This window comes from Streptomyces sp. NRRL B-24085, from assembly GCF_001282115.1.
Lineage (GTDB): Bacteria > Actinomycetota > Actinomycetes > Streptomycetales > Streptomycetaceae > Streptomyces.
The window spans coordinates 1-22,932 of record NZ_LJBR01000011.1 but is presented as its reverse complement, the minus strand read 5'-3'; the positions used below and the strand labels follow the sequence as shown (position 1 = coordinate 22,932).

The window sequence follows — 22,932 nt, the reverse complement described above, 5'->3', positions numbered from 1 at the left end:
ATGGGGCTTGGATCTCCAGTCCTTCCGCTCTCCTCGCCCCGACGTCGTCGCACGAGGCCATGAAGGGGCTTCCTTCTCACCGGTTGCAAACCGGCTTTCTCCAAGCCCCAGTCCCTTCGCCCTCCTCGTCGACGACGTCGGGGCGAGGAGAGCGGAAGGACTGGAGATCCAAGCCCCATGGGGGCTCATCTAAGATGAGAAGGAAGCCCTTCCATGGCCTCGCCAGGACGAACGCTAGCAGTCACTCGGGGATCAAGTCGCGGAGGTTTTCCGGGGTGATGACGACCGAGTCCGGGTGCAGCCCCTCGGGACGCTCCAGTCCGATGTACGTCACGGGCCCCTCCGGCACCGACTCGGGGTCCCAGGCCGCCACGTCCGTACCGCGGTTCGCCATCAGCGCGGTCAGGTACCCGACCGTGAGCTGCTCCCGTTCGACGACGGCCCGCAACAGTGTGGCCACCGACACCCGGTTGCCCTCGACCCGGTTGTACTCCGGATGCCCCTTCAGGTACAGGTGCAGCCACTTGGCGTGCCAACTCCCGTCCTGGCCACGGCGGAAGGCCAGCGGCAGGGCCACCCGGCCGGGCCCGCGCAGCTCCGACTTCATCCGCACGGTACGCGCCTCGAAGGGCCGCCCCCGCTGCTCGCCCTCCCGCAGCATGAACCCGAAGAACGACTCCTCGGCCTCCTCGAACCGCTCCCCGGAGTAGATGTTGACCTGCGGCACGATGTACGTGCCCCGCACCGCCCCAAGCCGCAGGTTGATGAACTCCGAAGCGCCGTCGGGGGCGTCGGTGATGTCACCCGAGTGCTCGCCCTCCACCTCACGGAGATTGGTGTAGGACAGCCACGACACCGTCTCGTAGTCGGCGTCCAGCAGCAGCGCCGACAGGTCGTAGTCGGTGACCCGCTGAGCCTGCTTCCAGTACACGAAGAACCGCAGCAGCTCCCCGTCCACCGGCGAGAGGGACCCGCGGGGCAGCACACCGAGCCCGCCCGAGGTCGCCCGCCCGCTGAGCGGAAGCGCCACGTCGAGGACGTCGGGACCGACCAACAGCCGCTCCGGGGAAGGAAGTCGACGAGCGGTCTCCGCGTCCAGCAAGGCGATCAGGCGCCCGATCTCCCTCTCCGGTACGGCCGTACGCGTGTCTTCGGCGACGTGCGCGCGGCCGAGACGGTTGACGAACACCCGCTTCCGGCCCGACTCCACGGCCCGGTTCTGCAGATGCTCACGCACCGACAGCACGACCCGTCCCGAGACCTCCGGGGCGACCTCCTCGACGGCGGCCAGCACGGTGTCCCGCTCCTCCGGCGTGCGCGCGGCGCGCAGCAGCCGGTCCAGCGAACGGAAGAGCTTGCCCGGCGCGGACCTGAGCAGCTCCACGGCCCCCGTGACGTCGTCCGCGCCGAAGAGCGCCTCGACACGGGCGTCGAAGGTGTACGCCTTCATCTCGCCCCGGGCGACGGCGAACACCTCGGCGGCACGCGGCCACTGCCGGTACTCGTGCGGGTGCAGCCGCTCGCCGAGCCGCTTGAAGGCCTCACGGTGCGTGAGCACGTCGGCGAGCTTGGCCGGGGCCGCCGCCACGACCGCGTCGAGCCCCGCGAGCAGCGCCCTGCGGACCGGCCGCGACAGCGCCCGGAACCGGGTCGGCTCCTGGAGGGACACATCGCCGCCGGACACCGCGCAGGCCAGCCGCAGCACATCGGTCACGGTGTCCAGGAGCAGGCCCGAACCCGCCTTCAGCCGGGCCTCGTTGACGACGGCACGGTTCTCCCGCACCGGGATCGCCGCCGGCTGGGGGCCGTCCGCGCAGTGCTCGGCGAGCACCCTGAGATCGGCCAGGTGCGCGTCCCCGAGCGGAGTGGCGCTGCCGGCCAGCGCCAGGTACAGGGCGGTGAGCTCGTCCTCCAGGGGGCCGCCCAGGTGCAGGACGGTCAGCCGGTCGCCGACCGCGGCCGTCAGCTCGTCGTGCGCGGCGAGCATCTCGTCGTAGGTGTGCCGGTAGTTGCCGTACGACGGCAGCGTCAGCAGGTTGACCACGCCGTTGCGGAGCTGGGCGAGGACGCCGGAGCGGGCCTTGCCGTCCTCCAGGGCCTCGCGCACGCAGCGCATCCAGAAGTCGAAGGTGTCCGGGACGTTCGCCGGGAAGTCCTTGAAGTAGACGTTGTGCCGCACATGGTCGCCGGCCATCTCACGGACGGTGGCGAGCGTGGGCACGGCGGTGTCGACGACCGTGCTCCCGGACAGTCCCGACAACGTCCTCAGCGCGTCGGCCGACAGCTTGAAGCCGACGGACATCAGCGCGGCGTCGAACTGCCGCGCCGCGACGTCGCCCGCACCGGCGGGGCCCGCGGGGGCGGGCAGCCGGAGGGCATGCCGAACGACCAGGGATTCGAGACGGTGGACCATGCCGGAATGGTCGCAGAGGTGTTCGACCCGGCGCACGGGAGTTTTCGGGGGCCCGGACTCGTACGGCCCCCGGGGTCAGGACTCCTGGCCCTGCTTCTTCTCCTTGATGCGCGCCGCCTCCTTGCGGACCTCCGCCTGCGTGGCGCGCTCCTTCTCCAGCCACTCGGGCTGCTCTTCCCGCAGCGCCTCGATCTGCTCGGTCGTCAGCGGCTCGGTGACCCCGCCGCGCGCGAGGCCGGCGATGGAGACACCCAGCCGCGCGGCGACGACCGGGCGGGGGTGCGGGCCGTTGCGTCGCAGGTCCTGCAACCACTGGGGCGGGTTCGTCTGGAGTTCGTTGAACTCGGCGCGCGAGACGACACCCTCCTGGAACTCGGCGGGGGTGGCAGGGAGGTACACACCCAGCTTCTTCGCCGCGGTGGCGGGCTTCATCGTCTGGGTGCTCTGGTGCGACTTCATGGAGTCCAGACTATCGGCCGCGCACCAGACCTCCGACCACAGTGGGTAACCTTGCCGCGTGACCGACTCGCCAGCATCCCCCTCCTTCCGGCTCGCGTACGTCCCCGGGGTGACGCCCGCCAAGTGGGTGCGGATCTGGAACGAGCGCCTGCCGGACATCCCCCTGGAGCTCCTCCAGGTGACCGCCGCCGAGGCCTCCGACGTGTTGCGCGACGGGACCGCGGACGCGGGGTTCGTACGACTGCCGGTCGACCGTACGGTGTTCAGCGCGATCCCCCTCTACACCGAGACCACGGTCGTCGTGGTCCCCAAGGACCACGTGGTGACGGCGGCCGAGGAGGTCACCCTGGAGGACCTCGCCGACGAGGTCGTCCTCCATCCCCTCGACGACGTCATCGGCTGGGAGCAGCCGCCCGGCGAGCCGGCCTTCGAACGCCCGGCCACCACGGCGGACGCGATCGAGCTCGTGGCGGCGAACATCGGCGTCCTGGTCGTGCCCCAGTCCCTGGCCCGCCTCCACCACCGCCGCGACCTCACCTACCGCCCGCTCGTCGACGCCCCGCAGTCCGGCGTCGCCCTGTCCTGGCGGGAGGACGCGACGACGGACATGGTCGAGGACTTCATCGGCATCGTCCGGGGCCGTACCCCCAACAGCTCCCGGGGCCGCACCCAGCCGGAGCCGGACCGCAGGCAACGCCCCGAGAAGGGCGCCGGCCGCAAGCCGGCGGGTGCCGGCAAGAGCGCGGCACGCGGGTCCTCCGGCGCGGCCAAGGGCGCGCGCGGGGGGTCCGGCCGGTCCGGTGGGGCCGGCGGGTCCAAGGGTGCGGGCGCCCGGCGGGGCAAGCCCAAGCGCAGGGGGTAGCCCGCACGGCGGCGGCCCGGGTGGCGCCCCGCCTCAGTCGCCGGAGCCGCCGGAGTCTCCGCGGCCCTCGGCGAACACGCCGTCGGCCCCGAAAGCGATCCCCGCGAAGCGCTCCCCCATGCGCCGGTGTGTCGTCGCGTCCGGGTGCAGGTCGTCCGGGAGGGGCAGCTCCGCCCAGTCGGCCTCGCCGTACAGCTCGCGGCCGTCGAGGTAGTGCAGGTGGGGGTCGTCGGCGGCGCGCTGTTTCACGATCCGGGCCAGTTCCTCGCGGATGACCTGGAGGGTCAGCTTCCCGCTCGCGCGTTCCGCCGGGTCGCCCAGGGTCCTGAAGCGCAGCCGGCCCTCGCCGAGTTCGCTGACGTCGGGGAAGCAGGGACCCGGCGTGTCCTCGTGGATCGGGCACAGGATGGGGGAGACGACCAGCAGGGGCGTGTCCGGGTGGCCCTCGCGGACCGTGTCGAGGAAGCCGTGGACCGCCGGGCCGAAGGCGCGCAGCCGCATCAGGTCGTGGTTGACGATGTTGATGCCGATCTTGAGGCTGATGAGGTCCGCCGGGGTGTCCCGCACGGCCCGCGCGGTGAACGGGTCGAGCAGCGCGCTCCCCGCGAGGCCCAGGTTGATCAGCTCCACGCCGCCCAGTGCCGCGGCGACCGCGGGCCAGATGCCGGTGGGGCTCGCCGCGTCGGACCCGTGGCTGATTGAGCTGCCGTGGTGCAGCCACACCCTGCGGTCCCCGCGGGGCGCGGGTTCGACGGGCGCGTCGGTGCGCAGGGCGATCAGCTCGGTGGTCTCGTTGTGCGGCAGCCAGATCTCGATGTCCTTGAGCTCGCCGGACAGTCCGTCGAACCGGACGGTGCCGGGCGCTCCCGGCCGGACCTCGGACGTCCCCTCGGTCATGTCGACGGTGATGACGTTGCCGCCGCGCACACTGCCCTGCCCGGCCGGACGCCCGTCGACGACCAGGTCGTACAGGCCGTGCGGGCGGGGCGGCGCGCCGACGTAGGACTGCTTGGTCGGCAGGGTGTCCAGCTCCAGCGCGGTGGCCCGGGTGCGCAGGACCAGCCGGACGCCGGACGGCTGGGACTCGGCCGTGGCCAGCTGGCCGTCGGTGTTCTGGGCACGGGCCCGCGCGGGCAGCCGGTGCGGCAGCACCCCGTGCTCGGTGCGCTCCACGTCGAGGGCGCCGCGCAGCATCTCGGCCGTGACGGGGGTGGTGATCCAGTCGTGCATGTTCCTCAGCCTGTCGGTCAGCGGGTGGGCCAGTTGCGCAACAGCGAGTCGAGGGCGTCCAGGATCCGTTTCCAGGACTCCTCGGAGTCGGGGGAGCTGTGGCTGAACCCGCCTGCCCCCTCCAGGCTCGCGTAGCCGTGGAAGGTGCTGCCCAGGAGTCGTACGGCGTGGGTCTGGTCGGGTTCGGGCAGGTCGTAGCCGCGCAGGATGGCCCGCATCATCTGGGCCTGCCGGACGCCCGCGCTGGCGGCCGCGGTCTCGGGGTCGAGCCTGGTCCGGGCGGCCGCGGCACGGCCGGGATGGGCGTGGGCGTAGTCGCGGTAGACGTTCGCGAAGTCGGTCAGGGCGTCCTTGCCGGCCCGTCCGGCGACCGCGTCGGCGGAGAGGTCGGCGAGTTCCTCCAGGGCGAACAGGGCGATCCGCGTCTTGAGGTCCTGGGAGTTCCTCACGTGCGAGTACAGGCTCGCCACCTTGACGTCGAACCGGCGGGCGAGCTCCGAGACGGTCACCTGGTCGAAGCCCACCTCGTCGGCCAGTTCCGCGCCCGCCCGTACCAGTCGCTCCGTGGTCAGCCCTGCCCGTGCCATAGCCGTCCTCTCGTTCGCCGGAGTCGATTATGCATTTGCCTAAAGCTTTTAGGCAAACTAGCTTGGGCTTATGGAACCGATGACCGAGCGAGAGATCCGTGCCGCCTTCGTGAACTGCACCAAGGGCGAGGCGAAGCGACTGTCGGTGCCGCGTGACCTGGCCGAACGGCCGTGGGAGGACCTGGACTACCTCGGCTGGCGCGATCCGCAGGCCCCCGACCGCGCCTACCTGGTGACCGTCCTGGACGGCCGTCCGACCGCCCTCGCGCTGCGCGGCTCGGCCGCAGGCTCCTGGCAGACCCGGCGCAGCATGTGCTCGCTGTGCCTGACCACCCACTCCGGCGGCGTCAGCCTGATGGTCGCTCCGAAAGCGGGCAAGGCGGGGCAGCAGGGCAACTCCGTGGGGGCGTACATGTGCGACGACCTCGCCTGCTCGCTGTACGTACGCGGCAAGAAGGACGCGGGCGCCGGCGCGCGGCTGCACGAGACGCTCACCGTGGACGAGAAGATCCGGCGGACTGTGGCGAACCTCGCCGCCTTCGTCGCCAAGGTGACGAGCGCGGTGTGAGGCGCCCACGGGCCGGGGGAGTACGAGGTGAGGGGACCGGAAGGGAGCGAAACCAGGTGCGCCGTCGGACCGGCTGCCGCGGCGCCTACGACCGGCCGGGGCGCGTCCGGGCCGACCGTGCCCCGGACAGCGCGCTCCGTCCGAACCCGAATCTCCGGTCGGCCCGGGGGCCGTGGACCGCGGCGCTGGTCGCGGCCGGGACCAAGCGCCCCCTCAACTCCCGCCCCGCACCAGCCAGTCCAGGGCCGCCCGGGCCGTGAACTCCTCCTGCCCGCCCCGCAGGAGCAGACCCGCACGGGCGAACTCGGGTGCGTCGGCCTGGGCCGCGAGGTACGGAACGGCGATGCACCGCATCCCGGCCGCGTGCGCGGCGGCGGCGCCGGGAGTCGCGTCCTCCAGGACCACGCAGTCGGCCGGCGCGACGCCGAGCCGGCGGGCCGCCTCCAGGAAGACGTCCGGCGCGGGCTTGCCGTGGGCGACCTCGTCGGCGGAGACGGTCGTCCGCAGATACGCGTCGAGGCCCGTCCCGGCCAGGATCGCGTCGATGGCCGCCGGTGAGGACCCGGAGGCCACGGCCATCGGGACGCCCTCACCGGCGAGCAGCTCCACGAACGCGCGCATCTCGGGGTACACGCGCGTGGCGGTGCGGGCCAGCTCCAGATAGCGCCGGTTCTTGTCCGCGAGCAGCTCCGGCACGGACGCCCGCAGCCCGTACCGGGACTTCCACCGCGTCACCGTCTCCCGGGTGCTGATCCCGACGTACCGCTCGTGGTCCGTCCAGGTGAAGTCCGCAACGCCGTGCTCGGCGAGGGTCCGGCGCCCTGCCTCGTAGTAGTTCGGCTCGCTGTCCACGAGGGTTCCGTCGAGGTCGAAGACGACCGCTGTCCCGCTGAGCCCGCTCATGGTCCCCAGGATGTCAAAGATCAACTCCGGGTGGCGCGCCCGACCGACTCCACCAGCGGCAGCAGCCGGTACGGGACCCGCTCCCGCAGCGCCACCTCGGTCCGCGTGCGCACCACTCCCGGCATGCTGATCACGGTCTGGATGACGTCCTCCAGGTGCGCGTTGTCCCGGGCCACGACCCGCGCCAGCAGATCCCCGCCGCCCGCGGTCGAGAACGCCTCCACGATCTCCGGCACGGCCGCCAGCGCGTCCCCCACGTCGTCGAGCCGCCCCTGGGTCACCTCGATGTGCACGAACGCCAGCACCGGATGCCCGAGCGCGGCCGGCGACAGCGAGGGTCCCGTACCGGTGATCACCCCGTCCCGCTCCAGCCGGTCCAGTCGCGCCTGCAAGGTGCCCCGGGCGATCCCGAGGATCCGCGCGTACTCCCGCACGCTCGTCCGCGGCTGCTCCAGCAGCAACCGCAGGATGCGGGTGTCGAGTTCGTCCACGGCCATGGCGTACGGCCTCCTCGTGCCTGGTCCCTTGGCCCGCCGACGGCCGCTCCGGGACCGCCTTCGCTGTACCAATGGACCAGCGTAATCGACCTCGCTTGAGCCGACAGCTGCGAGGATGCTGCAATGGGTCCGTCGATGGCGCTGCGGACCCCCGCGGCGCCTTTTCCATGCCGGTGTCCGAGAGGTGCAGGGGGCGGTACGTGCTGAAGAGGGTGTTCATGGCGCCGGACCCGGGCCGGGTCCGGCTGCGCTTCGCCGCGCGGGCGGTGCTCGGGATCGGACTGGCCGTCGTGGTGTGCGGTCTCGCGGGCCACTCGCTCGCCGGTGCCGTCACCGGCGGTCTCGCCGCGCTGCTCGCCCTGTTCACCGTCACGGACGCCACCGTCCGGGGGCAGGCGCTCACCACCGCCCTGCTGCCCGCCGTCGGCCTCCCCGTCCTCACCGCAGCGGCCTGGCTCCACGACCATCCCGTCGCCCGCGACCTCACCTTCCTCGCTGTGGTCGGCGCCGGCGTGTACGCCCGGCGCTGGGGCCCGCGCGGACACAGCCTCGGCGTCTTCGCGTTCATGACCTTCTTCGTGGCGCAGTTCCTGCACGCGACCACCGACCGGCTGCCCGAGCTCCACGCCGCCGTCCTGCTGTCCGTGCTCACCGCCGCCGCGGTCCGCTTCGGCCTGTGGTGCTACGAGCGCCGGCTGCCCCCGGCCCCCGTGCCCGCGGCGCCCGCCGGCACCGGCCTCGCCCGCGCGACCACCCGCCAGGCGGTGCAGGCCGTGGCGGGCGCGGGCTTCGCCCTGGTCGTCGGCCAGTTCGTCTCCGGTCAGCGCTGGTACTGGGCCGTCGGCGCCACCTGGTGGATCTTCGTGAACACCGCCTCGCGCGGCGAGACCCTGGTGCGCGGCTTCCGCCGCGTCCTCGGCACGGTGATCGGCATCGGACTCGGCCTGCTCGTCGCCCTGCCGCTGCACGGGGCACCGGCGCCCACGGCCGTCCTCGTCGCGGTCTGCGTCTTCGGCATCTTCTACACGGCCGCCGTGTCGTACACCTGGATGATGCTCTGGGTCACCCTGCTCGCCGAGCTCCTCTACGGCCTCCTCGGCGTCCTGGAGCCCGGCCTGCTGGCGCTGCGGCTCGCGGAGACCGGCGTGGGCGCGGTCGGGGCGGTCCTGGCGGTGCTGTTCGTGCTGCCGATCACCACCCACAGCGTCACCGACGCCTGGATCCAGCGCGCCCTGCGCTGCGTGCACGCCTGCACCGCCGAGGCCGCGGCCCGCCTCGCGGGCGTACCGGGCGCCGACCCGGCCGGCCGCGTCGCGGAACTGGAGCACCTGCTCGGCCGGGTCCGCCTGTCGGTGGCCCCGCTGGTGCACCCCCTCAGTCCCGTGCCGGCCCGCAAGCGGCGCGCCCGCCGGGTCCTGGCCCTCCTCGACGACTGCGCCCGGGAGATCCGGGGCCTGGTCGCCGTCGCCGCCGACCCCGAGGCATCGCACGACAGCCGCCTGACCACCGCGTGCCGCCGTGTGGAGACCGTCGTGGAGGCGCTCACCGACGGCAGGGACCTGCCGGTGGCGGACCGCCCCCACGCCGAGGAGCCCGCACTGGCCCATCTGCACGGACTGGAACGGGCGCTCGCGGAGCTGGCGGCGCCCTTGCGGACCCCGACCGGCTCGCCGCTGGTGGGGGCCTGAACCGACACGGCCATGTCCGTGACGGCCCCGTGAATTTCCCACGGTTGGTCTAGACCGGTAGTGATCGACTGCTACCGTCGCCCCGACGGCACAGACCGAGAGGGGACGACTGTGGCAGACGGCGGCGGACGGCGACGGGCCTGGATCGGGTCGTTCACGGCGGCGGGAGGCCCCGGCATCGTGACGGCCGCGGTGACCCCGGCCACGGGCGCGCTGAAGGTGCTGAACGGCCTGAACGGCGTACCCGATCCGTCGTACCTGGCCCTGTCGGCCGACGGGGAGGTGCTCTACGCGGTCAGTGAGACGGCCGAGGGCGCGGTCGCCGCGTACCGGGTGACCGGCGACCGGCCCGAGCCGGCCGGCCCGCCGGTGACGGTGGACGGCAACGGACCCACCCACCTCGCCGTGCACGCCGGCCACGTCCTCACCGCCAACTACGGCTCCGGCAGCGTCACCACCCTGCCGCTGCGCGCCGACGGCTCCCTCGCGGGCGCCCCCTCCGACGTGCTCCGGCACACCGGCTCGGGCCCGCACACACCCCGCCAGCAGGGCCCGCACGCCCACCAGGTGCAGCCCGACCCGAGCGGGCGATGGATCGTCAGCGTCGACCTCGGCACGGACTCCGTGCGGGTGTGCACCCTGACGGCCGGTGCCCTCGGCCTGCACCGCGAGATCGCCCTGCGCCCCGGCTCGGGCCCCCGCCACCTGGCCTTCCACCCCGACGGCACCCGCGCCTACGTCCTCAACGAGCTCACTCCGACCCTCACCGTGTGCCGCTGGGACGCCGGGGACGGTTCCCTGAAGCCCCTGAGCGAGATCCCGGTGCTCGCGGGCGCCCCCGCGGGCGACGCGTACCCGTCGGGTGTCGTCACGTCCCCCGACGGCCGGTTCGTGTGGACCGCCACCCGCGGCGAGGACGTGCTGTCCACGTTCGCCGTCGAGGGCGACGGACTGCGCCTGGTCGGCACGGTCATCTGCGGCGGCCGCTGGCCCCGGGCCCTCGCGGAGTCCGGCGGCTTCCTGTACGTGGCGAACGAACGCTCCGGCGAGGTGACCTGGTTCGCCGTGGACCCGGCGACCGGCCTGCCCCGCTACGAGGGCTCGGTCGACGTACCGGCCGCCTCCTGCGTGATCTTCGGCTGAGCCGCGGACCGCACGCCGAAGGGCCCGCTCCGACGGACGGAGCGGGCCTTTCGGTGTCACGCGGTCGCGGCGGGCGCTCAGCGCACCGGCGCGCCCTGTGCCTGCTGCGGGGCGATGCCCAGCGCGGTCGTGTACTTGGCGAGGACGAGCTTGCCGATCGCCGGGTAGGGGCCGAGCGGCTCGGCGGCGGCGCAACCGGCCTCCTTGGCGGCCTCCTCGATCACGGCGGGATCGATCTCCGGCCCTATCAGGTACGGCGCGAGCGCGAGCTGCTGCGACCCGGAGGACCGCAGCTGGTCGGCGATGGACGCGATCGAGCCGTCCTGGTCGAGCGCCGCCGCCATCACCGGCACGGCCAGCCGCGCGGCGAGCAGCATGCCGGTGATCCCGGCCGCCTGCACCGCCTCCTCGCCGCCCACCGCGCCCAGGATGATGCCGTCCGCGGCCGTCGTCACGGCGAACAGGCGAGCGCGGTCGGCGCGGGCCAGCCCGGCCTCCGACAGCCGCACGTGCAGCGCCTCGGCGAGCAGCGGGTGCGGGCCCAGCACATCGGTGAGGTCGGCCGCGATCCGGCTGTCCATCACGGCCTGGCGGATCCGGCGCAGCATCGAGCTGTCCGGACCGGCGAGCAGCGGCACCACGACGGCGACAGGCCCCTCGGGCTCCTTGACGTCCACCCCGGCGGCCTTGGCCTGCTCGTAACGGGCGGTGCGCTCGTCGGCGGTGTGGGCCAGCACGGCCTGGAGCGTGGGAAACTCCGAGTCGTCCCCGTCCAGGTAGCCGATCCGCGCGTCGAGGCCGGGCAGCTCGGAGCGGGCGATGCTCACGACCTCCTCGGCGAGGCCGCGCGTGGCGGCGCCGGGCGTACCGGGCACCGCGAGAACGAGCGCGGGCGCGCCCTCGGGAGCCGCCAGCGGCTCGGGTCGGCGGTGCCGCCCGGGCTGGCGAGGTCGCGGCATTCGTACTGGCAGGCCGGACGCGGGCCCAGTGGGGGAGCTCATGGCGACGCATGTTACTGGCTTCCTGGGCTTCCCTGTTCGGGGAGGGTGCAGGTGAGCGGTATCCGTCCGGTTTTGTCTGATGAGTTACGTCCGCTTCAGCCCCTCTTTGGGGTCACCACGTACAACATCGCCGCATCGGGCGGCAGTCTGAGCGAACCCCGCGCCAGGTCTGTGGCGATCTGTACGGATCCCTCCAACGGCCCGCCCGCGGCAGGGACCACCCGGACGCCCGGCAGCCGTCGCTCCAGTTCCTCCTCCAGCGGTACGAGGAGGGGGGCACCCATCCTGAACAAGCCACCGGTGAGGCCGACATGCGCCTCGCCCTGCGCCGGACAGACCGCGGCCGCGGAGTCGGCCATGTGCCGGGCCGCCTCGCGCAGGATTCCCCGGGCCACCGGGTCGCTCTCGGCGCAGGCCGCCACCTGGGGCACGAAGGACGCGAGGACGGCCGGCCGGTCCGTCCGCGGATAGAGCCGGCCGGGCAGCTCCCGGACCGGCCCGAACGACTCCTCCGCCCGGGCCAGCAGCGCCGCCGAACCCCCGGACCGCCCGTCGTGGGCACGCAGTGCGGCCTCCAGACCGGCCCGCCCGATCCACGCGCCGCCCCCGCAGTCGCCCAGCAGATGACCCCACCCGTCCGCACGGCGCCAGGTCCTGAGGTCGGTGCCGACGGCGATGAGACCGGTTCCGGCGGCGACGACGGCACCCGCGCGAGGTCCGAGAGCACCGGTGTAGGCGGTCACGGCGTCCGCGACGAGCGCGACGGTCCGCACCCCGAACTCCCGCTCCAGCGCGCCGGGAAGCTCCGCCCGCAGGGCATCGCCCAGGGTCGCGAGACCGGCCGCCCCCACCACGGCGGTGCCCAGCCCGCTCACCCCGGACTCCGGCAGCAACCCCCGGACCAGCGGAACCAGTTGCTCCATCAGATGCCCCGGATCGATGCCGCGCGGCCCGGTCCGCACCGGTACCCGCGACTCCCGGGGGGCGGTCGTGCCCCCGTCGGGGGTGCCGACGACGACCCGCAGACCGGAGCCGCCGGAGTCGACGGCGAGGAACCCGTCCCCGGCCGCTGAGTGCACGAGGCACCCCTCCTTCCCGACGACCGGCGGCGCGCTCGGCCCGGCCGGCTCGAAGATCTCGACGCGGAGGAAGGGTAGCGCCTGCGGGACGGCCGGCGCGGGGGGACTTCCCTGGGTATGCGGGGTGTCAGTGGGTGCCAGTAGAGTGACGCGCCGTGGCACCACGACCCTTGTACGAACTTGTCGAGGCGGGCTGGGCGAAGGCCCTCGAACCCGTGGCCGAACGCATCGCGCACATGGGGGACTTCCTCCGGGCCGAGATAGCGGCGGGCCGGACCTACCTCCCGGCCGGGGCGAACGTCCTGCGGGCCTTCCAGCAGCCCTTCGACGACGTCCGCGTCCTGATCGTCGGTCAGGACCCCTATCCCACCCCGGGCATGGCGATCGGGCTGAGTTTCGCGGTCGCGCCCGAGGTGCGCTCGCTGCCGGGGAGCCTGGAGAACATCTTCCGGGAGATGCACTCCGACCTCGGGCTGCCCAGACCCTCGAACGGCGATCTGACGCCGTGGACCGAGCAGGGCGTGCTCCTGCTCAACAGGGCGCTGACGACCGCCCCGCGCAAGCCCGGCGCGCACCGCGGGCAGGGCTGGGAGGAGGTCACCGAACAGGCCATCCGGGCGCTGGCGGCGCGCGGGAAGCCACTGGTGTCGATCCTGTGGGGGCGCGACGCCCGCAACCTCCGCCCCCTGCTCGGCGACCTCCCGGCGATCGAGTCGGCCCATCCCTCGCCCATGTCGGCGGACCGCGGCTTCTTCGGCTCGCGCCCCTTCAGCCGGGCCAACGACCTGCTGGTCGCGCAGGGGGGACAGCCGGTGAACTGGCAACTGCCGTAGCCCGTGCCCGACGCGGGCGTGAGCCGGGTCAGGTCAGGAACGGTCCAGGACGGTGACCGACAGCGGCGGCAGGGTGCCGGTGAACGCCGCCGCCGTCCCGGTCAGGACGGCGGCGGCGGTGGCGCTCCGCATCACCCGACCACCGCCGCCCGCACACACAGCACGTCCGGCAGGTGCGAGGCCAGCTGCCGCCAGCTGTCGCCGTCGTCGGCCGAGGCGTACACCTCGCCGTTGCGGTTGCCGAAGTAGACGCCGGCCGGGTCCGCGTCGTCGGTGCACATCGCGTCCCGCAGCACCGTGCCGTAGTGGTCCTCCTGCGGCAGGCCCGCCGTGAGCGGCTCCCAGCTCTTGCCGGCGTCCGCCGTGCGGAAGACGCGGCACCGGTGACCGGCCGGGACACGGTCAGCGTCGGCGTTGATGGGGAAGACGTACGCCGTCCCACCGCGACGGGGATGGGCGGCCGCCGCGAAGCCGAAGGTGGACGGCAGACCCTCGCCGATGTCCGTCCAGTGCGCGCCCGCGTCGTCGCTCCTGTACACACCCCAGTGGTTCTGGAGGTACAGCCGGTCGGGATCGGCCGCGTCCCGGGCGACCTTGTGCACGCACTGGCCGAACTCCGGGTTCGGGTCCGGCAGGAACACCGCGGAGACACCGGAGTTGGCCGGCTCCCAGCTCGCGCCGCCGTCCCGGGTGCGGAACACCCCCGCCGTGGAGACGGCCACCGTCACCGCGCTCGGGTCCCGCTGGTCGGTCAGGACGGTGTGCAGACCCTCGCCGCCGCCCCCGGGCACCCACTTCGACCGGGTCGGATGCTCCCACAGGGGCCGGACCAGCTCGAAACTCTCCCCGCGGTCCTCCGAGCGGTACAGCGCGGCCGGTTCGGTGCCCGCGTACACCACGTCCGGCTCGGCCGCCGCCGGGTGGAGCTGCCAGACCCGCTCCAGGGAGGCCCCGGTGTCCTTCGGGAACTTCACGGCGGGCTGGGCCGGCTCCGTCCAGGTGCGGCCCAGGTCGTCGGAGTGGAACACCGACGGCCCCCAGTGCGCGCTGTCCCCGCCGGCCAGCAGCCGCGGGCGCCCGCTCCGGGTGTCGATCGCCACCGAGTACACGGCCTGCGCGTTGAAATACGGACTCTCGTCGAACTCCCAGGTGCCGCCTCGCTCGCGCCCGATGAACAGGCCCTTGCGCGTCCCCACGGCAAGCAGCTTCTCAGCCATACCGGTCACCTCCGTGACGTCTTTGTCCCAGACACCGGCCAGTCTGCACCCCGCCACTGACAGTCACCTCCGGAACGGCCTTCACCGCAGGTCAGGGCGGGGATGGTAACCGGCTGCGGCGATTGACGGGCGGCTTTCGGCAAGATGCCCGCGGCGGTGGGCGGCCGCTGGGACCGTCGTGACGGAGAACTCGCCGCGAGCCGTGAGCATCGAGAGGTGATCTCCCGTATGGGAGGTCGGTCCGGCATGTTCGTGCGCCCGTCGCTCATGAGGAGGATGCCTTCGATGGCGTTCCGTGGTCCCAAGGTCTGGCTGTGGCGCTGGCGACGCAATCCCCTCAGACGCCGCGCCGACACCGTCGAGGCATGGGTCGTGCTCGGTGCCTGGCTGCTCACCGTGGTGGCCGGGGTGCTCGCCGGCCTGGGGGTCAGCCGGGCCGTGGAACACCAGCTCGCGCTGGAGCGCGTCGAGTGGCGGCCCGTCGTGGCCCGCCTCGCCGACCGGGCGCCCGGCGCGGCCGACCCGGGCACGTCGAGCGGCGACCGGGTCTGGGGCGAGGTGGCCTGGACCGGGGCCGACGGCTCCGCCCACACCGGGCAGGTGCGTGTCGATCCCGGCAGCACCCAGGGCACTCCCGTCACCGTCTGGACCGACGCGCAGGGGCGGCTGATGACCCAGCCCGCCACCGAGGGCCAGGCCCGGATCCGCGCCGCGGCCATCGGCGCGCTGGTCGGCGTGAGCACGGCGGCCGTGCCCTTCGTGGGGGGCCGGGTCCTCCGCGGCCGGATGGAACGCCGCCGCCTCGACCAGTGGGACACGGACTGGGCGCACTTCGGACCGCTGTGGGGCGGCCGGCGGGCCGACGGGAGGTAGCACCGGCGGCCGGGGCCGCGGGGAGTGCGCCGACGACCGCGGTTCGCGACCCTCGCGAACCGCACCCGAACCTCGCCGCCGTCGCCGTACGCCCTCCGCACGAAAGCCCTGCGGCGAGTGCGGAGCCGCCCCTACCCGGCCCCCAGCACCTCCCGGCAAGCGCGCAGCAACCGATCGTCGTCCCGCACGTCATGGCCGCCGTATCCGACGGACGCCGACGTCAGATGCCGTCGCCGAGCCGCCAGTTCGGCACGGAGGAGGTCGTGGAGCGGCTCCCCGGCAGGCCCGAGGACGGCGAGACAGGCGGTGATGGCCCGGCGGGTGGCGGGAGCGTCCGTCCAGGCCGTCCGCAGGACCGGTGCGGCGAGCTCCCCGTCCCCGGAGATCCGCCACACCGCACACGCGGCGGACACCCGCTCCCGCACATCCTCCGACGACACCGTCCTCCGCAGCTCCGGCAGCGCACCGCCGGCCTTCGGCCCGAGCCGCGCCAGCGCCCCCGCGGCCGCGCGCCGCCGGGGCCGCCCGTCCGCCAACTCCCCGATCAACACCGGCAGTACGGCCGAGGCGTCCCCCTCCACGGCCCACAGCGCCCTCGCGGCCACCGCCGCGCACTCGGTCTCCAGCAGCTCCCGCAACACGGGTACGACCAGCGAGGGCGCCGCGCTCCCGAACGCCTCCAGAGCGCGAACGGCGGCCTCCACCACGGCGTCCCGCAACCGCAGCCCCAGCGGCAGGCCCCGCAGCAGTCGCAGCACCTCCGGTACGGCCTCCGCGTCGCCCAGCGCGCTGAGCGCCGACAACAACGGCACGGCCCGCTCGAAGATCCCGGCCGAGTCCGGCGCGACCTCGCCCAGCCTGCGCCGCAGCGCGGGCGCGAGCGAGGCCGCCCCAGGGCCCAGGTGGCAGATCACCCAGCCCAGATCGTCGGGTACGACCGGACCGGCCAGCACCTGTGCCAGCACCGGAACGGCCCGGTGGTCCCCGCTCCTGGCCAGGGCCCTGAGCGGACCGCCCAGGGCCGATGCCCCGCGCGCCCGGGCCCGTACCCACAGGTCGGGCCGGGAGCCGACCAGAGCTGCCAGATCGTCGGCGGCGGGCGCGGCCAGGCCGTACAGCTCCTCCAGGACGGACACCGCGGCATCGCGCAACCTGTCCTCCTCGACGGCCAGTTGGGAGCCGATCAGGCCGACGGGCTCGGACCAGTCGCCGCGCCACTCGCGGAACAGCTCCGCCGCCATCCACACGGCGTTGCACCGGTCGACGGCGTCCGGACCGGTCAACTGCCCCCGCAGCAGCGCCCTGCGCTGGTCGAGCCGCTCACCGAGCGCGCGGTGCAGGGTGCGCAGCAACTGCGAACCCTCCTCGTCCGAGGGGCGCAGCCGTCGTAACCGACGGGCGAGGGTGTCGGTGTGCGGGCAGCCGACAGCCTCGCGTCCGGCGGACCGCAGCGCGGACCGGGATCTGAGCAGCCCGACGGCGACCGTCACCAGATCGGCCGGAAGCCGGTCGGGGGCGCACTCGGCGAGCCGGCCGAGGGCGGCCAGCCGCAGTCCGGGGTCGTGGGGCGGGGAGCTCTGCGCGGTCAGCAACTCGACGGCCTCCGCCGCGTGTTCGGGATGCAGCCGCGCGAAGAGGCCCAGGCTCTCCGTGAGGGCGAGCAGGACCCGACGGTCCCGCTCCAGCGCACAGCGCTCCCGCAACAGGCCGAGCACACGGTCCGGTTCGTCCAGGAACCGCACGAGGGCCTCGGGGACCGCCCGGCGGACGGAGGGGTCGGCGTCCCCCGCCAGCTCGACGAACACCTCGGCGCCGGCGCGCACCCCCGCACGGGCGCGCGTGCCCGGACCGCCCGCGCCGCCGTCCTCCCTTCTCGCGCTCTCCGCCCCGATGCTGACGAGGAGTTCGACGACGCCGGCCCGGTCCGCGACCTCCCCGCTCGCCACGAGCGCGAGCAGGAAGGGAACGCAGGCCGAGGTCGCGTCGTACACGTCCCCCTGGTGGTGCACCGCGCCGTACATCCCGTCGAGGGCGGCCTCCCGCTCGGCCGGGTCCGCGGAGGCGAGCCCCCGCAGCAGTCCGGGCACGTCCGCCGCGCTGCCGTACGCATGCCGCAGCGAGGCCCAGTCGACCTCGTCGATCCCCGTGAACACGTTGTCCTCCCCAGGCGAAGTGCCAACTGATCGGAGTCTGCACCACGGGACCGACAACGAAGCGGAATCAGGGTGTGACGCTGAGCGATCCGGACAGGGAGGTGGCCCGGTTCTCGCCACATGAGCCCGCGGCGGCCTCAGTTGCCCCCGGGCAGGGCCCGTGCGAGGACCGCGTCCACGTCCGCGGCGTCGGGCAGTGTGCCGAAGGCATGCCCCCAGTCACCGCCGAGCCGGGTCGCGCAGAACGCGTCGGCGACCGCGGGCGGGGCGTACCGGACGAGGAGGGAGGCCTGAAGGGTCAGTGCCATGTGCTCCACCAGCCGGCGCGCACCCGCCTCGGACGCCGTGGCCAACAGGTCCTTCAGACGGGCCACGGCCGAGTCCAGGCGGGCGTCCGCCCCCTGGGCCAGGGCGAGTTCGCCGAACAGAGCCCGAGCGGTGTCGGGATCACGGCGCAACGCCCGCAGGACGTCGAGGGCGTTGACGTTCCCGGAGCCCTCCCAGATCGACAGCAGGGGCGCCTCCCGGTAGTGCCGGGGCATGCCCGAGTCCTCCACGTACCCGTTTCCGCCGAGGCACTCCAGGGCCTCCGCGGTGAAGGCCGGACCCCGTTTGGTGACCCAGTACTTGCCGACCGCGGTGGCGATGCGACGGAACGCCTGCTCACCGGCGTCCCCGCGCACCGCCCGGTCCGCGGCGCCCGCCAGCCGGAGGGTGAGCGTGGTGGCGGCCTCCGACTCCAGCGCGAGGTCGGCCAGGACGTTGCGCATCAGCGGCTGGTCGATCAGCCGGGCACCGAACGCGCTGCGGTGCCGGGCATGGTGACCCGCCTCCACCAGTGTCTTCCGCATCAGGGTCGCCGACATCATCACGCAGTCAAGGCGCGTGCAGTTGACCATCTCGATGATCGTCTTGACGCCCTGCCCCTCGGGGCCGACCAGCCAGGCCACGGTCGCGTCGAACTCGGGCTCGGAGGAGGCGTTCGACCGGTTGCCGAGCTTGTCCTTGAGCCGCTGGATGCGGAAGGTGTTGCGGCTGCCGTCGGGCAGGATCCTGGGCACCAGGAAGCACGACAGCCCACCGGGCGCCTGGGCCAGCACGAGGAACACGTCGCACATCGGCGCCGACGTGAACCACTTGTGCCCGCGCAGCGTGTACACCCCGGACTCCGCCGTGGGCGTGGCGGTCGTGGTGTTGGTCCGGACGTCGGAGCCGCCCTGCTTCTCCGTCATCCCCATGCCCGCCAGCAGCCCGCGCTTCTCGGTCGGGACCCTGAGCTCCGGCTCGTACTCACGGCCGGTCAGCAGGGGCTCGTAGACCTTCGCCAGCTCCGGCTCCCTGCGCAGCGCCGGGATCGCCGCGTACGTCATCGACGTGGGGCAGCCGTGGCCCGCGTCCGTGTGACCCCACACCAACCCGCCCGCCGTGCGGGCGACATGGGCGCCGGTACGGTCCTCCGCCCACGGAGCGCCGGCCAGGCCCTCCGCGACGGCCGTCCGCATCAGGTGGTGCCAGCTCGGATGGAAGTCGACCTCGTCGACCCGGTTGCCGTACCGGTCGTGCGTGCGCAACACCGGCTCGTGCCGGTTGGCCAGATCCGCCCATTCCTGGGCCTCGGCACTGCCGGCCCGCAGCCCGAGCCGCCGGAGTCCCTCCTCGGCCCAGCCGGCGCCCTCGCGGCGCAGCCCTTCCAGCAGGACGGGGTCGTCGGAGGCGTCGTACGGAGCCAGGGGAGGGGCCTGGTTGGTGACGGCGTGGGTGGCGGAGGACCGTGCGGACGCGGGATGGGAGACCATGCAGTCCATGTTGCACTTCCTCTGCGGCTGTAGCAATAGTGCAACATGAAGCGGGTCGTACAGTACGTGACCATGCGGAGGAACGTGTCGGAGCAGTCCGGTGAGGTCGATCTGCGGCCGCTGTCGGCCCGGTCGGTCGTACTGAGCCTGCTGCTCGGCGCGCACCCGCCGGAGATGCCGGTGAAGGACTTGGTCCGCGCGGTGGAGCCGTTCGGGGTCGGCGGCTCCACGCTGCGTGCCGCGCTCAGCCGGATGGTGGGCGCCGGTGACCTGCGGCGCGCCGACACCGTCTACGGCCTCAGCGACCGGCTGCTCGCCCGTCAGCGCCGCCAGGACGACTCCGTGCACCCCCGCACGCGCGCGTGGAGCGGCGACTGGGAGATGGTCGTGATCACCGCTACGGGCCGCGGCCCGGCCGAACGTGCCGACCTGCGCGCCCGGCTGGCCGCCCTGCGCCTCGCCGAACTCCGCGAAGGCGTCTGGCTGCGCCCCGCCAACCTGGCCCGGCCGCTCCCGGACGACCTCGACGGGGTCGCCCGGCGCTGCACGGCCCGCCCGGCCGGTTCCGGCCCCGAACTGGCCGCCGCTCTGTGGCCCCTCGACGACTGGGCGGCCGACGCCCGGGCGCTGCTGGCCCATGTCACCCGCGCGGACCGGCCCGCGGACCGGCTCACCGGGTTCGCGGCGGTCGTACGCCATCTGCTGGCCGATCCGGTGCTGCCGCCCGAGCTCCTGCCGCCCGACTGGCCGGGTGACGAACTGCGCTCCGCGTACGCGGACTACCAGCGGGAGCTGGCGGACACGGTCCCCCAGGACCACCTGCGCAGATGACGGGGCGGCCGTACGAAGCGCCGTGCGGGGACGCTTCGTACGGCCGCCTTCACCTGCGGAGCGGCTACTTGTAGGTGATGTCGGAGGTTGCGTACTTGCAGTACGTGCCGTCGGGACCGGAGCCGTTCGTGGTCGGTTCCTTGCCCGTGTTGTTCCCGATGTACTTCTGGCACGGGACGATCTTCTTGCCGGAGTCGCCCACGATCGTGATGTTCCTCAGGGTCGCGCTGTCGCCGTAGTTGGTGTTGATGCCGACGAGCTTGTTGCCCGAGTAGGTCGCCTCGACGGTGTTGAGGTTGATCGTCCGCTTGTACTGAGTGGAGCAGTTGCCGCAGGAGCGCACGAAGGTGCCGAAGTTCTGCACCGCGAAGTTGGAGATGTTCAGCGTGCCGGCGCCGTTGAACTGGAACACCTTGTCGCTGGCCGACCGCGCGCCACCGCCGGAGACGGTGTACACGTTCGACGACGAGGAGCCGCGGAAGGTCGCCGCGTCCTCGCCGACGTCCTCCCACCACACGTTCTGGAGCGTGCAGCTGCCCGCGCAGTGGATGCCGTCGGCGGCCGGGGCGCCGATGATCACGTTCTTCAGGACGGTGCCGGCGGCCAGGTTGAGGATCGGCCCCTGGTCCTCGTCCTGGCTGCCGCTGCCCAGGTCGCCCGTGCCGTACAGGCGCTTCATCCCGTAGTCCTTGGTGCCGGACAGGTTGATGGTCGAGGAGACCGCCTGGCTGCCGTTCGCGGTGGGCCAGGTGGCCGCGCTCGCCGTCGGAGCATGGATGGTCATGATCATGCCAACCGAGAGGCCGAGGGCGGCCGCGGCGCCGGTCAGCGCACGCGTACGCGCGCGTGGACGTGCCGAAGAAGTCATGTCCCGGTCCTTCTTTCCGTGTCGGGGGGTGGACGTGTGTGGGGGTCAGATCTTTCCGGCGCCCGCGCCGCCGGTCACCGAGGTGACGACGGAGGAGGCGGGCTCGGCGGTGTAGCCGTACGGAGCGCTGGTGAAGGTGCCGACCCGGGAGACCTCGGTGGCGGCTCCGCCGAGGTCGTTGCCGCGGAGGTTGGCGTATCCGTCGACGTCGCTGCTCCGGTTCGTGGTGACAGCGACTCCGGTACTGCGGAAGACGTTGTTCTCCACGAGCATCTGGGCGCCCATGCGCGAGTGCACCGCGGTCTCGGCGCCGACGACGTAGTTGTCGTAGAAGTGTCCGGTGCCGAAACGCAGGCTGGGGATGCGCGAGTTGACGTTGTTGAACCAGTTGTGGTGGTAGGTCACCTTCAAGTGGCCGGTGTCCTCGCTCGCGTTGTTGTCGCTGTGGCCGACGAGCGAGCCCTTGAAGTGGTCCTTGAAGGTGTTCCAGGACACCGTGACGTTGTCCGAGCCGTGGTTGATGTCCAGCAGCCCGTCGTAGTGGTCCTTGTCGTGATCGCGGTCTGCCGAGAAGGAGTTGTGGTCGATCCACACCTTCGTCGAGGCCTGCACCTCGATGCCGTCGGCGGGGGCGAGCGGCTTGCTGATGTTCAGGTTGCGGACCACGACGTTCGTGACCTTTTTCAGCCGCAGTCCGCCGCCGGTGAACCCGGACGACGAACCGACGCCCAGGACCGTGGTGTTGGAGCCGACGTCGACCGTGCCGCTCAGCGAGATCAGGCCGTTGACCTTGACCACCTTCGCCGTGCTGCCGGTGACGGCCGCCTTGAAGGCGCTCAGTGTGGAGACGGTGACCGCGGAGGCGCTGCCGCCGCCGGTCGTTCCGGCGCCGAAACCGACGGGGGAGCTCTCGGCGGCCCCGGCCGGCTGCGGGACGGCCAGGGCCGCCGCTGTCGCGAGCACGGCCGCACCGGCGGCCAGTGCGGATCTCTGCGTGTGTGTACGTGGGGGGCGAGTACGCATGCGGGGTGCGTCCCTTCGTGGCGCCTACCTGACGCCTGACTGGTCATGTAGGTGAAAAAAGTTCTCCATGTTGAACACGACATGCGGTGCCATACGGAAGTAGGTGGGCCCACGGCACCGGGTCGGTCACATCGCTGAACGGAACGTAGAGGGTAAGCGCTTTCTGGTCAACGCTTTGCGCAGAAGACATTCGGCCACTCGGGCGGGGAGAGGTGGGCGCGCAAGCGAATTCTTTCGATGTGTGGGAGCGCTTCCATGGCAGCCATGTGCATGCCACCATGCTCGCCGGACGCTTCCCTTCCGAGGGATCGCCGAGACCGTCCGAGAGGGGTGAGGCGGTGGTGCCTCCGTGTACGGGTACGTTCGTCGGCGGCCCGGTGCTCACCTCGCCCGGGCGCGGGGCCGGTTGTCTGCCGGCCCGCCGACCGGTCCCGAGCGGCTCCTCCGGCGCCAGGACCGTCGGCGCGTCCACGGGGCGACCGCGAGCCCCGGGAGGCCGGCCCAGGGGCAGCCGGGCTGCGCCCTCCACGTGCTTCCCGGTGAGGGCCCGGTCGGATCGGGGCGGCACGAGTGGTCGTGTGCTGGGGCCGCCTGGTGGCGCGTGCGTACCGCCTGGTCGCTCCTGCGTCTTACCTGATCCCGGGCCCGGCCCGCCTGGTCGCAAGCCCGGGCCGCCGACAGGCCGGACGGCTCGTGGATGCCGACGGCCGTCACCGGGGCGAACGCCTCCATCCCTGCGCGCGACGAGGCCTCCCAGGACGGCCGGCCCGCGGGGCCGAGGACTTCGGCCACGGCGTGCTGATCCGCGAGGAGGGGGCCGCCGGACCGTCACTGTCGTCACGGCCGGTTGTGCCGCCCCTCCCCGAGCCCGGGGCCGGGTCCGGCCGTGAGCGGCAGTGCCTCCCCAC

Annotated in this window: 20 protein-coding genes; 7 read left to right on the top strand and 13 right to left on the bottom strand. The window is 73.2% G+C overall.

The annotated features are described in order from the left end of the window. Positions 1–241: 241 nt before the first annotated feature. Complete coding sequence (locus AOJ26_RS01405; protein WP_053846288.1) at positions 242–2,413, bottom strand: TerD family protein; 2,172 nt, start codon at positions 2,411–2,413, stop codon at positions 242–244. Between the two features lie 75 nt (positions 2,414–2,488). Then, positions 2,489–2,872, bottom strand: coding sequence for a DUF5997 family protein (locus tag AOJ26_RS01400; protein ID WP_053846286.1), 384 nt, complete (start codon positions 2,870–2,872; stop codon positions 2,489–2,491). Between the two features lie 58 nt (positions 2,873–2,930). On the opposite strand from AOJ26_RS01400, the gene AOJ26_RS01395 reads away from it, so the two are divergent. Further along, positions 2,931–3,734: a LysR substrate-binding domain-containing protein gene (locus AOJ26_RS01395; RefSeq protein ID WP_053846285.1), complete on the top strand. Its 804-nt coding sequence runs from the start codon at positions 2,931–2,933 to the stop codon at positions 3,732–3,734. A gap of 33 nt (positions 3,735–3,767) precedes the next feature. On the opposite strand, the gene AOJ26_RS01390 is transcribed toward AOJ26_RS01395, so the two are convergent. Together AOJ26_RS01390 and AOJ26_RS01385 are read right to left on the bottom strand one after the other, a co-directional pair. After that, complete coding sequence (locus tag AOJ26_RS01390; protein WP_053846284.1) at positions 3,768–4,964, bottom strand: GDSL-type esterase/lipase family protein; 1,197 nt, start codon at positions 4,962–4,964, stop codon at positions 3,768–3,770. A gap of 17 nt (positions 4,965–4,981) precedes the next feature. Beyond that, positions 4,982–5,551 carry a TetR/AcrR family transcriptional regulator gene (locus AOJ26_RS01385; RefSeq protein ID WP_053846283.1) on the bottom strand — a complete coding sequence of 190 codons (570 nt, stop codon included), beginning with the start codon at positions 5,549–5,551 and terminating at the stop codon, positions 4,982–4,984. Positions 5,552–5,621: 70 nt separating this feature from the next. Between AOJ26_RS01385 and AOJ26_RS01380 the strand changes: the two genes are divergently transcribed. Then, positions 5,622–6,119, top strand: a complete 498-nt coding sequence (locus AOJ26_RS01380; RefSeq protein ID WP_053846282.1) for an FBP domain-containing protein — start codon at positions 5,622–5,624, stop codon at positions 6,117–6,119. A 213-nt stretch (positions 6,120–6,332) separates the two neighbouring features. Here the strand turns inward: AOJ26_RS01380 and AOJ26_RS01375 are convergent, their stop codons facing one another. Next, positions 6,333–7,022, bottom strand: coding sequence for an HAD family hydrolase (locus AOJ26_RS01375; protein WP_053846281.1), 690 nt, complete (start codon positions 7,020–7,022; stop codon positions 6,333–6,335). Between the two features lie 20 nt (positions 7,023–7,042). Further along, positions 7,043–7,519 carry an Lrp/AsnC family transcriptional regulator gene (locus tag AOJ26_RS01370; protein WP_053846280.1) on the bottom strand — a complete coding sequence of 159 codons (477 nt, stop codon included), beginning with the start codon at positions 7,517–7,519 and terminating at the stop codon, positions 7,043–7,045. Between the two features lie 200 nt (positions 7,520–7,719). On the opposite strand from AOJ26_RS01370, the gene AOJ26_RS01365 reads away from it, so the two are divergent. Together AOJ26_RS01365 and AOJ26_RS01360 are read left to right on the top strand one after the other, a co-directional pair. After that, the gene (locus tag AOJ26_RS01365; RefSeq protein ID WP_053846279.1) at positions 7,720–9,207 is read left to right on the top strand and encodes an FUSC family protein; all 1,488 of its coding nucleotides are present in this window, start codon (positions 7,720–7,722) and stop codon (positions 9,205–9,207) included. Positions 9,208–9,318: 111 nt separating this feature from the next. Then, positions 9,319–10,350 (top strand): lactonase family protein, encoded by a 1,032-nt coding sequence (locus tag AOJ26_RS01360; protein ID WP_053846278.1) that lies wholly within the window; start codon positions 9,319–9,321, stop codon positions 10,348–10,350. A 77-nt stretch (positions 10,351–10,427) separates the two neighbouring features. Here AOJ26_RS01360 and AOJ26_RS01355 read toward each other — a convergent pair whose 3' ends face one another. Both AOJ26_RS01355 and AOJ26_RS01350 read right to left on the bottom strand, forming a co-directional pair. Then, on the bottom strand, positions 10,428–11,351 hold the full coding sequence (locus tag AOJ26_RS01355) for a sirohydrochlorin chelatase (protein ID WP_086724476.1): 924 nt from the start codon (positions 11,349–11,351) through the stop codon (positions 10,428–10,430). Positions 11,352–11,446: 95 nt separating this feature from the next. Beyond that, entirely contained in the window at positions 11,447–12,430 is a 984-nt protein-coding gene (locus tag AOJ26_RS01350; protein WP_053846276.1) for an N-acetylglucosamine kinase, read from the bottom strand. Positions 12,431–12,585: 155 nt separating this feature from the next. Here AOJ26_RS01350 and AOJ26_RS01345 point away from each other — a divergent pair, with 155 nt between their 5' ends. Next, entirely contained in the window at positions 12,586–13,263 is a 678-nt protein-coding gene (locus AOJ26_RS01345; protein WP_053846275.1) for a uracil-DNA glycosylase, read from the top strand. A gap of 131 nt (positions 13,264–13,394) precedes the next feature. Here the strand turns inward: AOJ26_RS01345 and AOJ26_RS01340 are convergent, their stop codons facing one another. Then, entirely contained in the window at positions 13,395–14,480 is a 1,086-nt protein-coding gene (locus AOJ26_RS01340; RefSeq protein WP_053846274.1) for a WD40/YVTN/BNR-like repeat-containing protein, read from the bottom strand. Between the two features lie 285 nt (positions 14,481–14,765). Between AOJ26_RS01340 and AOJ26_RS01335 the strand changes: the two genes are divergently transcribed. Beyond that, positions 14,766–15,353: a hypothetical protein gene (locus tag AOJ26_RS01335; protein WP_053846273.1), complete on the top strand. Its 588-nt coding sequence runs from the start codon at positions 14,766–14,768 to the stop codon at positions 15,351–15,353. Positions 15,354–15,484: 131 nt separating this feature from the next. Here the strand turns inward: AOJ26_RS01335 and AOJ26_RS01330 are convergent, their stop codons facing one another. Together AOJ26_RS01330 and AOJ26_RS01325 are read right to left on the bottom strand one after the other, a co-directional pair. Further along, positions 15,485–17,506 (bottom strand): hypothetical protein, encoded by a 2,022-nt coding sequence (locus tag AOJ26_RS01330; protein WP_053846272.1) that lies wholly within the window; start codon positions 17,504–17,506, stop codon positions 15,485–15,487. Positions 17,507–17,643: 137 nt separating this feature from the next. After that, positions 17,644–19,311, bottom strand: coding sequence for an acyl-CoA dehydrogenase family protein (locus AOJ26_RS01325; RefSeq protein ID WP_053846271.1), 1,668 nt, complete (start codon positions 19,309–19,311; stop codon positions 17,644–17,646). A 63-nt stretch (positions 19,312–19,374) separates the two neighbouring features. Here AOJ26_RS01325 and AOJ26_RS01320 point away from each other — a divergent pair, with 63 nt between their 5' ends. After that, complete coding sequence (locus tag AOJ26_RS01320; protein WP_053846287.1) at positions 19,375–20,133, top strand: PaaX family transcriptional regulator C-terminal domain-containing protein; 759 nt, start codon at positions 19,375–19,377, stop codon at positions 20,131–20,133. 64 nt (positions 20,134–20,197) lie between these two features. Here AOJ26_RS01320 and AOJ26_RS01315 read toward each other — a convergent pair whose 3' ends face one another. Both AOJ26_RS01315 and AOJ26_RS01310 read right to left on the bottom strand, forming a co-directional pair. Beyond that, positions 20,198–21,001 carry a pectate lyase gene (locus AOJ26_RS01315; protein ID WP_053846270.1) on the bottom strand — a complete coding sequence of 268 codons (804 nt, stop codon included), beginning with the start codon at positions 20,999–21,001 and terminating at the stop codon, positions 20,198–20,200. A gap of 45 nt (positions 21,002–21,046) precedes the next feature. Next, a complete protein-coding gene (locus AOJ26_RS01310; protein ID WP_053846269.1) occupies positions 21,047–22,024 on the bottom strand; it encodes a pectate lyase family protein in 978 nt (325 codons plus the stop codon). Positions 22,025–22,932: the final 908 nt, after the last annotated feature.

Coding starts and splice junctions, on each gene's coding strand:
- AOJ26_RS01405 (WP_053846288.1), bottom strand. CDS start 2,413: ATGGTCCACCGTCTCGAATCCCTGGTCGTTCGGCATGCCCTCCGGCTG.
- AOJ26_RS01315 (WP_053846270.1), bottom strand. CDS start 21,001: ATGACTTCTTCGGCACGTCCACGCGCGCGTACGCGTGCGCTGACCGGC.
- AOJ26_RS01400 (WP_053846286.1), bottom strand. CDS start 2,872: ATGAAGTCGCACCAGAGCACCCAGACGATGAAGCCCGCCACCGCGGCG.
- AOJ26_RS01325 (WP_053846271.1), bottom strand. CDS start 19,311: ATGGACTGCATGGTCTCCCATCCCGCGTCCGCACGGTCCTCCGCCACC.
- AOJ26_RS01320 (WP_053846287.1), top strand. CDS start 19,375: ATGCGGAGGAACGTGTCGGAGCAGTCCGGTGAGGTCGATCTGCGGCCG.
- AOJ26_RS01385 (WP_053846283.1), bottom strand. CDS start 5,551: ATGGCACGGGCAGGGCTGACCACGGAGCGACTGGTACGGGCGGGCGCG.
- AOJ26_RS01390 (WP_053846284.1), bottom strand. CDS start 4,964: ATGCACGACTGGATCACCACCCCCGTCACGGCCGAGATGCTGCGCGGC.
- AOJ26_RS01310 (WP_053846269.1), bottom strand. CDS start 22,024: ATGCGTACTCGCCCCCCACGTACACACACGCAGAGATCCGCACTGGCC.
- AOJ26_RS01370 (WP_053846280.1), bottom strand. CDS start 7,519: ATGGCCGTGGACGAACTCGACACCCGCATCCTGCGGTTGCTGCTGGAG.
- AOJ26_RS01355 (WP_086724476.1), bottom strand. CDS start 11,351: ATGAGCTCCCCCACTGGGCCCGCGTCCGGCCTGCCAGTACGAATGCCG.
- AOJ26_RS01375 (WP_053846281.1), bottom strand. CDS start 7,022: ATGAGCGGGCTCAGCGGGACAGCGGTCGTCTTCGACCTCGACGGAACC.
- AOJ26_RS01340 (WP_053846274.1), bottom strand. CDS start 14,480: ATGGCTGAGAAGCTGCTTGCCGTGGGGACGCGCAAGGGCCTGTTCATC.
- AOJ26_RS01335 (WP_053846273.1), top strand. CDS start 14,766: ATGGCGTTCCGTGGTCCCAAGGTCTGGCTGTGGCGCTGGCGACGCAAT.
- AOJ26_RS01380 (WP_053846282.1), top strand. CDS start 5,622: ATGGAACCGATGACCGAGCGAGAGATCCGTGCCGCCTTCGTGAACTGC.